Source organism: Pseudomonas sp. AC070 (assembly GCF_979258635.1).
Genome location: NZ_OZ409871.1, coordinates 2815134 through 2827483 on the forward strand (window position 1 = coordinate 2815134; position 12350 = coordinate 2827483).

At 61.2% G+C, this 12350-nt stretch carries 11 protein-coding genes; 6 read left to right on the forward strand and 5 right to left on the reverse strand.

The features are described from left to right. Nucleotides 1-702 carry an MlaA family lipoprotein gene (locus ACZZ0Q_RS12505; RefSeq protein ID WP_463382577.1) on the reverse strand — a complete coding sequence of 234 codons (702 nt, stop codon included), beginning with the start codon at nucleotides 700-702 and terminating at the stop codon, nucleotides 1-3. Nucleotides 703-929: 227 nt separating this feature from the next. Between ACZZ0Q_RS12505 and ACZZ0Q_RS12510 the strand changes: the two genes are divergently transcribed. Next, complete coding sequence (locus tag ACZZ0Q_RS12510) at nucleotides 930-1667, forward strand: HAD family phosphatase (RefSeq protein ID WP_463542098.1); 738 nt, start codon at nucleotides 930-932, stop codon at nucleotides 1665-1667. Nucleotides 1668-1790: 123 nt separating this feature from the next. Next, the gene (locus tag ACZZ0Q_RS12515) at nucleotides 1791-2054 is read left to right on the forward strand and encodes a DUF4404 family protein (protein WP_122498411.1); all 264 of its coding nucleotides are present in this window, start codon (nucleotides 1791-1793) and stop codon (nucleotides 2052-2054) included. A gap of 61 nt (nucleotides 2055-2115) precedes the next feature. On the opposite strand, the gene ACZZ0Q_RS12520 is transcribed toward ACZZ0Q_RS12515, so the two are convergent. Both ACZZ0Q_RS12520 and recQ read right to left on the reverse strand, forming a co-directional pair. Continuing rightward, nucleotides 2116-3276, reverse strand: coding sequence for a GGDEF domain-containing protein (locus ACZZ0Q_RS12520; protein WP_463542097.1), 1161 nt, complete (start codon nucleotides 3274-3276; stop codon nucleotides 2116-2118). 126 nt (nucleotides 3277-3402) lie between these two features. Continuing rightward, complete coding sequence (recQ, locus tag ACZZ0Q_RS12525; RefSeq protein ID WP_463542096.1) at nucleotides 3403-5538, reverse strand: DNA helicase RecQ; 2136 nt, start codon at nucleotides 5536-5538, stop codon at nucleotides 3403-3405. Nucleotides 5539-5748: 210 nt separating this feature from the next. Between recQ and ACZZ0Q_RS12530 the strand changes: the two genes are divergently transcribed. The 4 genes from ACZZ0Q_RS12530 (at nucleotide 5749) to lapD (ending at nucleotide 9525) form a co-directional block, all read left to right on the forward strand. Further along, nucleotides 5749-6336 carry a UPF0149 family protein gene (locus tag ACZZ0Q_RS12530; protein WP_463382574.1) on the forward strand — a complete coding sequence of 196 codons (588 nt, stop codon included), beginning with the start codon at nucleotides 5749-5751 and terminating at the stop codon, nucleotides 6334-6336. Nucleotides 6337-6363: 27 nt separating this feature from the next. Then, the gene (locus ACZZ0Q_RS12535; RefSeq protein ID WP_463560623.1) at nucleotides 6364-6762 is read left to right on the forward strand and encodes a YbaN family protein; all 399 of its coding nucleotides are present in this window, start codon (nucleotides 6364-6366) and stop codon (nucleotides 6760-6762) included. 105 nt (nucleotides 6763-6867) lie between these two features. Further along, nucleotides 6868-7569, forward strand: a complete 702-nt coding sequence (gene lapG / locus ACZZ0Q_RS12540) for a cysteine protease LapG (RefSeq protein WP_463560625.1) — start codon at nucleotides 6868-6870, stop codon at nucleotides 7567-7569. A gap of 9 nt (nucleotides 7570-7578) precedes the next feature. After that, on the forward strand, nucleotides 7579-9525 hold the full coding sequence (lapD, locus tag ACZZ0Q_RS12545) for a cyclic di-GMP receptor LapD (protein ID WP_463542095.1): 1947 nt from the start codon (nucleotides 7579-7581) through the stop codon (nucleotides 9523-9525). Nucleotides 9526-9801: 276 nt separating this feature from the next. Here lapD and ycaC read toward each other — a convergent pair whose 3' ends face one another. Together ycaC and ACZZ0Q_RS12555 are read right to left on the reverse strand one after the other, a co-directional pair. Further along, the gene (gene ycaC / locus ACZZ0Q_RS12550; RefSeq protein WP_122451006.1) at nucleotides 9802-10422 is read right to left on the reverse strand and encodes an isochorismate family cysteine hydrolase YcaC; all 621 of its coding nucleotides are present in this window, start codon (nucleotides 10420-10422) and stop codon (nucleotides 9802-9804) included. A 56-nt stretch (nucleotides 10423-10478) separates the two neighbouring features. Beyond that, nucleotides 10479-12317: an amidohydrolase gene (locus ACZZ0Q_RS12555; RefSeq protein WP_463542094.1), complete on the reverse strand. Its 1839-nt coding sequence runs from the start codon at nucleotides 12315-12317 to the stop codon at nucleotides 10479-10481. Between the last annotated feature and the right edge of the window lie 33 nt (nucleotides 12318-12350).

The following is a 12350-nucleotide window of genomic DNA, read 5'->3' on the forward strand; positions in this document are numbered from 1 at the left end:
TCAAAAGTCGTCTTCGACTTCGCCATCTTTAACTTTGAACTCACGCATCTGCAGATACGCATTGCGGATAAAGCTGTACTTGTCGCCGCTGATAAATTTCTCGGCCGACAGCAAGCTCGCACGGGTATCGACCACATCCACCGCACGGGTCACGTTGCGGGTCGGCACGTGGTCCATGTAGCGATAGGGTTCCAGGAAGCTGTCCGGAATTTTGCCCGACGCATCGCGCACGGTGCTTGGCCCAAGCAGCGGCAGCACCAGATAAGGCCCGCTGTTCAGGCCCCACGCGCCAAGGGTCTGGCCGAAATCTTCATCGCTGCGCTGCAAGCCCATCTTGGTGCCGACGTCGAAGAAACCGAGCAGGCCGAAGGTGGTGTTGAAGATCAAACGGCTGGTATCGACGCCCGCTGCCGCCACTTTGCCTTGCAGCAGGTTGTTGGCCAGGTTGCCGACATCGCCCAGGTTGCTGAACACATTGTGAATGCCGTCTTCGAGAAACTGCGGCGTGACCGCTTGGTAACCCTGCGCAACTGGTTTCAGCGCGTAGGTGTCGACCGTGTCGTTGAAGGTGAACACCGGGCGGTTGAAGCCTTCCCACGGGTCGTTTTCCGCTGCCCAAGCGCCCTGCGCCACCAGCGCAAGACCGGCACACAGGCAGAGTTGGCCAAAACGCGTGGCCCAATTGCTGGCAAACACTTCCATTGCAAGGCTCCAAAGGCAGAACGGGGAACGCGCGGCGCGCGCTTTGCCAGCATAGGTGCTGGCGCAAAAGGCGCTCAGTATAAGGGCTGGCAACCGGCTTTGGCAGCGCGGCTTGCGCGCGTATTTATTGTCGCTGTGGCTGCTTTCGCGGTAATTGTCACAAAGTATTCATCGCACCGTCATCGCGGGTAACTACTTTGCTAACAAGCCCCCTTCGGATGCGCGTCATGCCTGCACTCGCCTCATCATCTGCCGACTTCACCGCCGTGCTGTTTGGCCTCTCTGGCTGCCTGGTGGACTTCGGCGCCCGCGCCTTGCCCGTGACCTTGCAGCGGCTGTTTCCCGACGCCGCCAATCAGCCCTGCCATCTCTTGTCACCGCATGCCGCGCTGAGCGCCGCGCTGGGCCGTGAGCCGCACAGCGCCGACCTCAGCGCCCTGCAAAGCGCGTTACAGGCAAGCGCCAATGATTACGCGCACGTCACGCCCGGCGCCTTGCATGTGCTGGAAACCCTGCAACAGCAAGGCGTGCCCTGCGCCTGGCTGGACGAGCTACCCGCCGATGCCAGCCAACAACTGGCCAGCGGCCTGCCCGCCTGGCTGGTCGGCACCGACACCAGCGCCGCCCGGCCGTGGCCTGCGCCCGACGCCTGCTGGCAGTCGCTGTCGGCGTTAAAGGTGAACAACCTCGACGGCTGCGTGTTGATCAGCGGCGAACCGCGTTTACTGCAGGCGGGCTTGAATGCCGGCTTATGGACGGTGGGCCTCGCTGCTTGCGGCCCTCTGTGCGGCCAGGCGCCGGATGATTGGCAAGCCCTGCCCGCCCCCGAGCGCGACCATTTGCGCGCGCAGGCAACCCTTAGCCTTTATCGCCTCGGCGTGCATTCGGTGATCGATCAACTGGCCGACCTCGGCCCCAGCCTCACGGACCTGGCCCAGCGCCGGCAAAAAGGTGAAAAGCCGTAAGGTGTTACACCTTGCCGCGCCTGCGCTCGGGCAAAGCGGCAGAGCATGGATTACCCTCAACACTCGAACCTTTGGCGCACGCTCAGGGTCAATGCTGTTGCCTATCACAGAGGGAGAAACACCATGCCTGCCCGCGAATTGCAGCATCAACTGGACTTACTGCGCGAGCAACTGAACAGCCAGACGCCCGTCTCCGACGAACAACGCGAAGAACTCAACGCCCTGGCGCAACAGATCGAACTGCAACTGCAACGCGAAGCCAGCGCACCGGACACCAATCTGGTGGACGGCGTAAACCTCGCCGTTGAACGCTTTGAAGTGGAACACCCGACCATTGCCGGTACCTTGCGCAATATCGTGCAAAGCCTGGTGGGCATGGGCATCTAACCCGCGTGAAACCCCCATAAAAAAACCCGGCGTCATGCCGGGTTTTTTTATGGGTTCGGGGCTAAGCCACCACTTGGTTACGCCCGAAGGCCTTGGCCTCGTACAGGGCCCGATCCGCGCGTTCATACAACTGACCGACATCGCGCTCCTCGGCTGGCAGCAGGCAGGAAACGCCCACCGACATCGTTACCATCGCCGCCGTATCAGAGCGCTCATGGCGAATGCCGAGCTTCTCCAGCGCCAAACGCAGCGCCTCTGCCCGCTCGCGCGCCTGCGCATCGGTGATGTCGTAGAGCAACACCGCAAATTCCTCACCGCCCAGGCGCACCGACATATCCAACGGCCGGCGCGCCGCATCCGCGAGCACCGCGCCGACGCGCTGCAACACGTTGTCGCCGGCCTGGTGCCCGTAGCAGTCGTTGTAGGCTTTGAAGTGATCAATATCGCAAAGCAACAGCGCCAGCCGCTGGTTCTCGCGCTGCGCCTGGCGCCACAAGCGTTCCAGCTGGCGATTGAAACTGCGGCGGTTATGCAGGCCGGTCAGGCTGTCGTGATCCGCCAGCACGCGCATCAGGCGGCTGACCAAAAAGTGTTCGCGCGATTTGAACTCCAACAGGTAACAGCCGATGGCGCCCATCAAATTGCCGAACAGCAGAAACAACACGTTGTTGATCAGACGGGGAATCGGCAGCCCCACCAGCAGTTCCAGCAACACGTACGCCAGCAGCACCATCAGCGACGTGGCCAGCGCCTCGGATAAGCGCAAGCCGACCAGAAAATACGCCGCCATGCACACCAGCAGCAGGCCTTCGTAGGGGTAGGTCATGTCGACGGTATGGGCGATGGCCACCACCGAGGCCGCGCCCAGTCCGAGCCCGCCAATGCAGGTGATGCTCAAGGGCACCAGTAGATGGAAGTGTTTGCGTTGCAGAATAAGGAGGGCGCACACCAGCAGCATCGCCAGCACGCTGAGCCGCACGCCCAGCATCCACCAGACCTGAGGCCCGTCGATCAGAGAAAAATCCAGCACCGCGAACGCCATCCACAGCACCATGCCCACGCTCAGGGCAATGCGCTTGAGGTCGAAGCTGTCCTCGCGCATGTACTGACGGTATTCAATTTCCAGCGGACGTACGAAACGCAGCAGGCGAAAGCCTAAAGACAGTTGGTCGGCATAAGGATTGGGGCGGACATCGTCCAGCCAGGCTTGATGGAGCGGCACCCGTTACCTCTTCTCTTGGTGGGGAGGCTTTTTGACACCATAGCCGTAGAAAGTGCGCTCAACAACCCAGGCACTTTTTTTGGCGCCATAAAAACAGCAACAAAAAAACCAGCCCTGAGTGCGCCTCTACACCTCGAACTCAGCCTGCAATGCCGCGCGAACGCAGTACAGCACGCCTTCCGGCACGCGCCCGGCAAACTGCTCGGCAATGGCGGCTACCGCTGGCAACTCACCATCGGCATCGAGAAACGCATCCTGAATTTCGCCCAGCAGCTCAGCCGGCAAATCCATGGCTTGTTCCAGCGACAACTGCTGTCGGCCAATGGCTTCGGCCAACAGGCTGTAAACGTTCTTTTCGGTGCATTTGAGTTGCCCGGCAATTTGCTGCGGCGTCATGCCGGCGCGGGCCAGGCTGACCAACTCGTGACGGATATCCACCACCGGTGGCGCCACTTCCGCAGCGCCGCTTAGTACTTCCAAGAATGCCGCACCATAGCGTTCCAGTTTGCGCGCGCCAACGCCGCTGACCTCGGCCATTTCCGCCATCGAGCCGGGCTGGCTGCGCAGCATTTCCAGCAGCGTCGAGTCGGGGAAAATAACGTACGGCGGCACCGCGTGTTCTTCTGCCAGCTTGCGCCGCAGTGCGCGCAGGGCTTCCCACTGCTCGCGCTCGTCCGGGCGTACCAGTTGGCTGGCCGAGCTGCCGCCACCGGAAGAGGTTTTCGCCGCCAGCTGCGGTTTCAGGTCGCGACGAAGTTCCAGCGTCACCTCGCCGCGCAGCAGCGGCCGACAGGTTTCGCTCAGGCGCAGGCCGCCATAGCCTTCCAGATCCACATCGGCCAAACCGCGCGCCACTAGCTGGCGGAACAACGAACGCCACTCGCCTTCGCTCAGCGCTTTGCCCATGCCAAACACGGATAAATGCTGATGGCCGCTGCTGCGGACCTTGTCGTTGTCGCGGCCCAACAAAACATCGACCAAATGGCCGACGCCATAGCGCTGACCGCTGCGAAAGATCGCTGACAGCGCCTGGCGCGCCGGCTCGGTGGCGTCCCAGGTTTGCACGTTGTCGACGCAGTTATCGCAGTGCCCGCAGGGGTTGGGCATTTCTTCGTCGAAGTACGCCAGCAACGCCTGGCGGCGACAGCGAATCTGCTCGCACAGCGCCAACATGGCGTCGAGCTTGTGTTGCTCCAAGCGCTTGTGGCGCTCATCGCCTTCGGAGCTTTGCAGCATCTGTTTAAGCAGCAGCACGTCTTGCAGGCCGTAAGCCATCCAGGCGTCTGCCGGCAAGCCATCGCGGCCGGCGCGGCCGGTTTCCTGGTAATAGGCTTCCAGCGACTTGGGCAAATCCAGGTGGGCCACGAAGCGTACGTTGGGCTTGTCGATGCCCATGCCGAAGGCGATGGTCGCGACCATGATCAAGCCTTCCTCATTGAGGAAACGCTTCTGGTGAGTGGCGCGCAGTTCGTGGGGCAGGCCGGCGTGATACGGCAGCGCGGCGAAACCTTCCTTGCTCAGGAAGGCCGCCACTTCCTCGACCTTTTTACGCGACATGCAATAGACGATGCCGGCGTCGCCCTTGCGCTCTTTAAGGAACGCCAACAACTGCTTGCGCGGCTGCTCTTTGGGCACGATGCGGTAGAAAATATTCGGTCGGTCGAAGCTCGACAGAAACCGCTCGGCGTCTTGGAGGTGCAAGCGGGTGACGATTTCTTCGCGGGTGCGCATGTCCGCCGTGGCGGTCAAGGCGATGCGTGGAACGTGGGGAAACAGCTCGGCCAGTTGGCCCAGTTGCAAATATTCGGGACGGAAATCGTGACCCCATTGCGACACGCAATGCGCTTCGTCGATGGCGAACAGCGCGATGTCGAGGTCCTGCAGAAACTCGAGCATCCGCGGCTGCACCAGGCGCTCGGGCGCTACGTACAGCAGCTTGATTTCATTGCGGCGAATGCGGTCGGCGATCTGCCGTTGCTCGGCGGCGCTGAGCGTGGAGTTCAGCGCCACGGCTGCCACGCCCAGCTCGTCCAGGGTGGCCACCTGGTCTTCCATCAACGCAATCAGCGGCGAAACCACTACCGCCAAACCGGGCCGCAACAGCGCCGGCACTTGGAAACACAGGGATTTACCGCCGCCGGTTGGCATCAACACCAAGGCGTCGCCGCCGTTGGCCACGCGCTCGATGATTGCACCCTGACGCCCACGAAAACTGTCGTAGCCAAAAACGTCTTTAAGGATGCGCAGAGCCGGTTCGAGCATAAAAACCCCAAGCGTTGCAAAAGGTGCAGGCGGAAAAGCGCCGCAGTATACGTCAGCACCCCTAGGCAATGGACGACGCCTATCGGTGATTGCCCGTCGAAAAATCCTGCCAGCTCGCGGCAGCGGCGAAAAAAATCTGCCAAGAGCGCCGCGCCAGCGGGCTATACAGGCTAAAATCTTGCGCATTCAGTCCCATTAGGTAGTGCCGTAATGTCCTTCGCCGCGCAATTGACCCGCCTGCAAGCCTTCCTCGACGCCGATGAGTTGCATGAAGAAGCCCTGGACTATGTAGCCGCTCACGGCTTCCTCACCGCACTGTCCATCTGTACCGAGCAAGTGTCGGAGCGCGAGTGGATCGACGCCCTGTTCTCCGAGCCGCCGCACTACCGTGACGACGCCGAGCGCGACGAAATCGAAGCCACCCTCATCCAACTCAAAGCCCACATCGGCCGCATGCTCGCCGCCGACGATGACCTCGAACTACCGTGTGACCTGGATCTGGGCGAAGAGCCGGACGATTCCGATATTCGCGGCTGGTGCATCGGCTTTATGGAAGGCGTGTTTATGCGCGAAGCCGCCTGGTTTGAAACCGCTGAAGAAGAAGTCAGCGAACTGCTGCTGCCGATCATGGTGGGTTCCGGTTTGTTCGATGAAGAAGCCGAGTTCGCCGACATCGCCAAAGACGCCGACCTGATGGACGACATGGTCGAGCAGATTCCCGAAGCGCTTACCGCGCTGTTCCTGATCTGTCAGGCCCCTGACGAAAAACCTGCGCTGCTCAAGCCTCGTCACCACTAATTCGTCACCGCACGATAAGGACCGTGGATGACGCGCCAAGTCCACGAAAACCGAAACCCCGCCATTCGCTACGCCCTGCTGACCCTCGGTTGGCTGAGCGTGGTGCTCGGGGTTATCGGGGTTTTTCTTCCCGTACTTCCCACCACACCGTTTCTGCTGCTGGCGGCCGCCTGCTTCGCCCGCAGCTCCGAGCGCTTCTACCACTGGCTGGTAGACCACCCCAAGCTCGGTCCGTGGATTCGCGACTACCTCGACGGCAATGGCATACCGCTCAAAGGCAAGGTGTACGCCATTGGCTTGATGTGGCTGAGCATCGGTTTCTCGTGCTACCTGGTGCCGATGTTCTGGGCGCGTACGTTTATGTTGACCAGCGCGGTGTGCGTGACGATTTATATCCTCAGGCAGAAAACCCTCAAGCGCCCGTAGCAGTAAAGGTACGGGCGTGTGGGTTTCGCAGAAATTTCCCGCAGCTCATCAAGCAAATCCCCCTGCAACTGCCTAGAATCACCCCACCATCGGCGGAGACGCGACATGCAGCTTCGGCAGCGCTTTCAAGGACGACACAGACGCCTGTTTTCGGCACGCGTCTGTGTGTCTTTGCTGCTGGCATTGCTGGTGGGCGTTGCCAGTGTATTTGCCGATTGGGATTTCGCCGTCATTGTCAAAAACGCCGAAAACCGCTACGGCAATCTCGGCGAAGCGAAGCCCCGCATTCTCGCCTGGGGCGATCTGGTCAGCTCAAGTGGGGGCTTGCCCGAAAGCGAAAAACTCGTTGTGGTGAACAAGTTCTTCAACCGCGAGCTGCGCTTTGTGGATGACATGCGCAACTGGCGCCAGGAAGACTACTGGGCCACGCCGCTCGAAGCGCTGGTCAAGGGCGCTGGCGACTGCGAGGACTATTCCATCGCCAAATACTTCACCCTGCGGCGCCTGGGCATTCCCAGCGAAAAGCTGCGCATCACGTACGTTAAAGCCTTGAATTACAACCAGGCGCACATGGTGCTCACCTATTACTCCAGCCCCACGGCCCAGCCGCTGGTACTGGACAACCTGATCGGCGATATTCGCCCCGCTTCGCAACGTAAAGATCTACTCCCGGTGTATTCCTTCAATGCCGAAGGTTTGTACCTGCCGGGTTCCTCCGGCAAACGCGGTGACACCAAAAAGCTTTCGCGCTGGCAGGACATCTTGAAAAAAATGAATGCCGAAGGCTTTGCCGTTGGTGAGGGTTAGGAGAACCTTATGTCGTTACTCAAGCAGCTGTTTCTCGCCATCTGCCTGTTCCTGGTAGTGGCCTTCACCGGCAGTTTCATCACCAGTGTGGAAAGCTCGCGCGAGCAATTGCTCAGCCAGTTGCGCTCCCACGCCCAGGACGCCGCCACTGCCCTGGCGCTGTCCATGACCCCGCATGTCGACGACCCGGCCATGATCGAGCTGATGGTCAGCTCGGTGTTCGACAGCGGCTACTACGCCACTATCCGCGTGGTGCGCGTCGACAACGGCGAAACCATGGTTGAACGCCGGACCACCACGACCTCGGAAAACGTGCCGGCCTGGTTCGTCAAACTGATCGACCTGGAACCCGAAGGCGGCGACGCCATGATCATGCGCGGCTGGGACCAGGCCGCCCGCGTCGAAGTGCTCAGCCATCCGCAATTCGCCTTGTCGCGCCTGTGGGACAGCGCCCTAGGCAGCGCCGCCTGGCTGCTGCTGTGCGGTTTGGTCAGTTCCATTCTCGGCGGCTGGTTGCTGCGCACCCAACTCAAGCCGCTCGACAACATGGTGCAGCAAGCGCACGCCATCAGCCGCCGCGAGTTCTTCACCCTGCCCCGCGTCCCGCGCACGCCCGAGCTCAAACGCGTGGTGTTGGCCATGAACCAGATGGTCGAAAAGCTAAAAAACCTGTTCGCCGAAGAAGCCGCGCGCAGTGAAAAACTCCGTGAAGAAGCCTACCAGGACACCCTCACCGGCCTGGCCAACCGCCGCCTGTTCGACATCAACCTGGCCAACCAACTCAGCGCCCACGAACAGAACGCCGAGGGCTACCTGATCATGCTGCGGGTCAACGACCTCGGCGGCCTCAACCAGCGCCTCGGCGGCCAACGCACCGACGCCCTGATCGCGGCCATTGGCGAGCTGCTCAAACGTTCGCTCGAACACCCCGACCGCAGCGACTGGCTGGCCTCGCGCAGCCGCGGCGGCGAGTTCACCTTATTGGCCCCAGGGTTGGCCGGCGACGACGCCGACCGCCTCGCTCTGCAACTGATCGACAGCCTGGAAAGCCTGCGCCAAACCGGCGCCAGTGACTGCACGCCCGTGGCCCATCTGGGCATTGCCGCGTTCCGCCCCGGCGAAGACGTAACGGCGGTGATCAGCCGTGGCGATCAAGCGCTGGCCCAGGCGCAGAGCAATGCCGCCAAGTTCTGGGAGCGCCTGGACGACTTCAACGCTGCACCGAGCCAGAGCCTCAACGACTGGCGCGGCTGGATTGACGAAGCGCTGAGCAAAGGCAAATTGGAGCTGTACTTCCAACCGGTGGTGGACTGCGCCGACACCCAACGCGTGCTGCACCACAAAGTGCTGGCGCGCCTGATCGACGCGCAAGGCGAAGCCATCGCTGCCGGCCGCTTCCTACCGTGGATCGAGCGCCTGGGTTGGACCGCACGCTTCGACCTGGCGATGCTCAAACACGCCCTCGCCCACCTCGCGGCGCATCAGCAACCCATCGCCCTAAGCTTGTCGGCCGCCACGCTGCGCGAGCCGGAAGCGCAGGCGCAACTCATCCTGCTGCTGCGGGAAAACCCGCAGCACGCCGCGTTGATGACACTGGAAGTAGACGAACGCCACTTGCCGCCACCGGCCGAGCTCGAACGTCTCAGCCAGGCCGTGCACTTGGCCGGCTTCAACCTGGGCCTGCAGCATTTCGGCGGCCGCTTCAGCCTGATCGGCAACCTCACCCACCTGGGCTTGGCTTACCTGAAAGTGGACGGCACCTACATCCGCGCCATCGACGAGGAAAGCGACAAACGCATGTTTATCGAAGCCATGTTCCGCGCCACCAACAGCATTGATCTGCCGTTGATTGCCGAAATAGTGGAAACCCAAGGTGAACTGACCGCGTTGAAAGAGCTGGGCATCAAAGGCGCCATGGGCCGGTTGATCGGCGCACCGGCACCGTGGGGGCGGTGATCTGGGCGTGCCAAGCCGCTCCTACAATGACAGCGAGCATAAAAATCGAGTGAAGCCCCACCAATGTCGGGCTTAAAGCCTTTCCCGCAAGCTCCAGATCACTTGTAGGAGCGGCTTTAGCCGCGATGTTTTTCAAAGCAAGAGCATCGCGGCTAAAGCCGCTCCTACAAAAACAAAGGCGCAAAAAAATCGAGGCTGAAGCCTCTCCCACAAGCGATGTACCACTTGTAGGAGAGGCTTCAGCCTCGATTGGGTCTTACAGGTCCAGCCGAAAAATTACTGCGCTTTCTGGCTATAGCTCTGCATCAGGTTGGCATACGCCGGCAGGTGGCCGCCGAGGATGGCGCCGAAGCCTTCGATGTCGTTGCGCCAGTCGCGTTGCAGCTCGCAACCTACGGCGAACCAGTTCATCAGTTGCGCGCCCGCTTCGACCATACGGTTCAACGCCGACTCACGTACCAGCGGATTGAAGGTGCCGGAAGCGTCGGTCACGACGAACACGTCGAAGCCTTCTTCGATGGCCGACAAGGTCGGGAACGCCACGCACACGTCAGTCACAACGCCCGCGATGATGATTTGCTTGCGGCCGGTAGCTTTAACGGCGGCCACGAAGTCCGGGTTATCCCAGGCATTGATCTGGCCAGGACGGGCAATGTACGGGGCGTCCGGGAACTTGGCTTTCAGCTCGGGAACCATCGGGCCGTTCGGGCCGTTTTCGAAGCTGGTGGTGAGGATGGTCGGCAGCTTGAAGAACGCGGCGATGTCGGCCAGGGCCAGGACGTTGTTTTTGAACTCGTCCGGGGTGAAGTCGCGCACCAGGGAGATCAGACCGGCCTGGTGATCAACCAGCAAAACCACGGCGTTGTCTTTGTCCAAGCGGTTGTATTTCTTGCTCATGATATTTCCTCGAAATAATCAGGCCCGCACCGGGCCTGACGGGTTGGATAACGACATTAAAAGGCGAAGCAGGAACAGCCGAACGCGCCCCAGAAGCCCTGGTGATCGCTCACCGGTGCCGAGGAAAGGCGGGCTTTTTCATGGCTATGGGAATGCACGCCGCACGGGCCGGAGCACTGGTGCACGGCCGCGGCCAGTGCAGTTTGCTGACGCCAGTGGCCGGGCACTTTCACCACCGGCGACCAGTCCGGGGTCACCGGCAGTGCCGGCGGTGCGAGCTTGTCGAACTCATCGGTGCCGTAAACGATTTTGCCGTCCACTACCGTGAGCACCGACTCGATCCATTTAATGGCTTCTTCATCAACGCTGAAGAAGTCCGCCGACAACGCGACCAAATCTGCCAACTGGCCCACTTTGATCTGGCCTTTCTTGCCCTGCTCGGTGGAGAACCAGGCGCTGCCGTGGGTGAACAGTTGCAGTGCGGTTTCGCGCGGCAAGCCTTCAGGGTACAGCTCCATGCCGCCGACAGTTTTGCCGCTGACCATCCAGTACAGCGAGGTCCACGGGTTGTAACTCGACACGCGTGTGGCATCGGTACCGCCGCCAACCGGCACGCCTTCGGAGAGCATGCGTTTGATCGGTGGCGTGGCTTCGGCGGCTTTTTTGCCGTAGCGGTCGACGAAGTATTCGCCCTGGAATGCCATGCGGTCCTGCACGGCAATACCGCCGCCCAGCGCCCGTACACGCTCAATGTTTTTCGGCGTGATGGTTTCGCAGTGGTCGAAGAACCAGTGCAGGCCGTTGAACGGAATATCGCGGTTCACTTTCTCGAACACATCGAGCATGCGCGAGATCGATTCGTCGTAGGTGGCGTGCAGGCGGAACGGCCAGCGCTGCTCAACCAGGTGACGCACCACCGGCTCCAGTTCCTCTTCCATGGTTTGCGGCAGGTCCGGGCGCGGTTCCAGGAAGTCTTCGAAGTCGGCAGCCGAGAACACCAGCATTTCGCCGGCGCCGTTGTGGCGGAAGAAGTCATTGCCATCGCCGGGCTTGACGATTTGCGTCCAGTTTTTGAAGTCCACCAGTTCTTCTTTGGGCTTCTGGGTAAAAAGGTTGTAGGCGATGCGCACGGTGAGTTGGTCGTTGGCGGCCAGCTCGCGGATAACCTGGTAGTCGTCCGGGTAGTTCTGGTAACCACCGCCGGCATCGATGGCGCTGGTAACGCCCAGGCGGTTCAGCTCGCGCATAAATTGGCGGGTGGAGTTCACCTGGTATTCCAGCGGCAGCTTCGGCCCTTTGGCCAGTGTCGAGTACAAAATCATCGCGTTCGGGCGCGCCACCAACATGCCGGTGGGCTCGCCATTGGCGTCTTTCACAATCTCGCCGCCCGGTGGGTTCGGCGTGTCGCGGGTGTAGCCCACCACCTTGAGCGCGGCGCGGTTGAGCAAGGCGCGGTCGTACAGGTGCAGCACAAACACCGGGGTGTCGGGCGCGGCTTTGTTCAGCTCTTCAATCGTTGGCAAGCGCTTTTCGGCAAACTGGAACTCGTTCCAGCCGCCGACCACGCGCACCCATTGCGGGGCGGGCGTACGGTCGGCCTGGTCTTTGAGCAGGCGCAAGGCATCGACCAACGACGGCACGCCTTCCCAGCGCAGTTCCAGGTTGTAGTTCAGGCCACCGCGAATCAAGTGCAGGTGCGAGTCGTTGAGCCCCGGAATGACCGTGCGCTTTTGCAGGTCGACCACGCGGGTCGAGCCGCCGCGAAAAGCCATGGCTTCGGCGTCGTTGCCCACGGCAATGAACTTGCCGTCTTTGATGGCGACGGCCGTGGCGGTCGGTTTTTCTCGGTCAACCGTGTGCAACCGGCCATTGAAGAGAATTAGATCGGCGTTCATCGCAGCTCCTGATGAGGTGGCGTAAGCGGAAAA

Excerpts from the sequence above, each read along its gene's own strand:
- ACZZ0Q_RS12505 (WP_463382577.1), bottom strand. The coding sequence starts at position 702 with ATGGAAGTGTTTGCCAGCAATTGGGCCACGCGTTTTGGCCAACTCTGC.
- ACZZ0Q_RS12510 (WP_463542098.1), top strand. The coding sequence starts at position 930 with ATGCCTGCACTCGCCTCATCATCTGCCGACTTCACCGCCGTGCTGTTT.
- ACZZ0Q_RS12515 (WP_122498411.1), top strand. The coding sequence starts at position 1,791 with ATGCCTGCCCGCGAATTGCAGCATCAACTGGACTTACTGCGCGAGCAA.
- recQ (WP_463542096.1), bottom strand. The coding sequence starts at position 5,538 with ATGCTCGAACCGGCTCTGCGCATCCTTAAAGACGTTTTTGGCTACGAC.
- ACZZ0Q_RS12530 (WP_463382574.1), top strand. The coding sequence starts at position 5,749 with ATGTCCTTCGCCGCGCAATTGACCCGCCTGCAAGCCTTCCTCGACGCC.
- ACZZ0Q_RS12535 (WP_463560623.1), top strand. The coding sequence starts at position 6,364 with ATGACGCGCCAAGTCCACGAAAACCGAAACCCCGCCATTCGCTACGCC.
- lapG (WP_463560625.1), top strand. The coding sequence starts at position 6,868 with ATGCAGCTTCGGCAGCGCTTTCAAGGACGACACAGACGCCTGTTTTCG.
- lapD (WP_463542095.1), top strand. The coding sequence starts at position 7,579 with ATGTCGTTACTCAAGCAGCTGTTTCTCGCCATCTGCCTGTTCCTGGTA.
- ycaC (WP_122451006.1), bottom strand. The coding sequence starts at position 10,422 with ATGAGCAAGAAATACAACCGCTTGGACAAAGACAACGCCGTGGTTTTG.
- ACZZ0Q_RS12555 (WP_463542094.1), bottom strand. The coding sequence starts at position 12,317 with ATGAACGCCGATCTAATTCTCTTCAATGGCCGGTTGCACACGGTTGAC.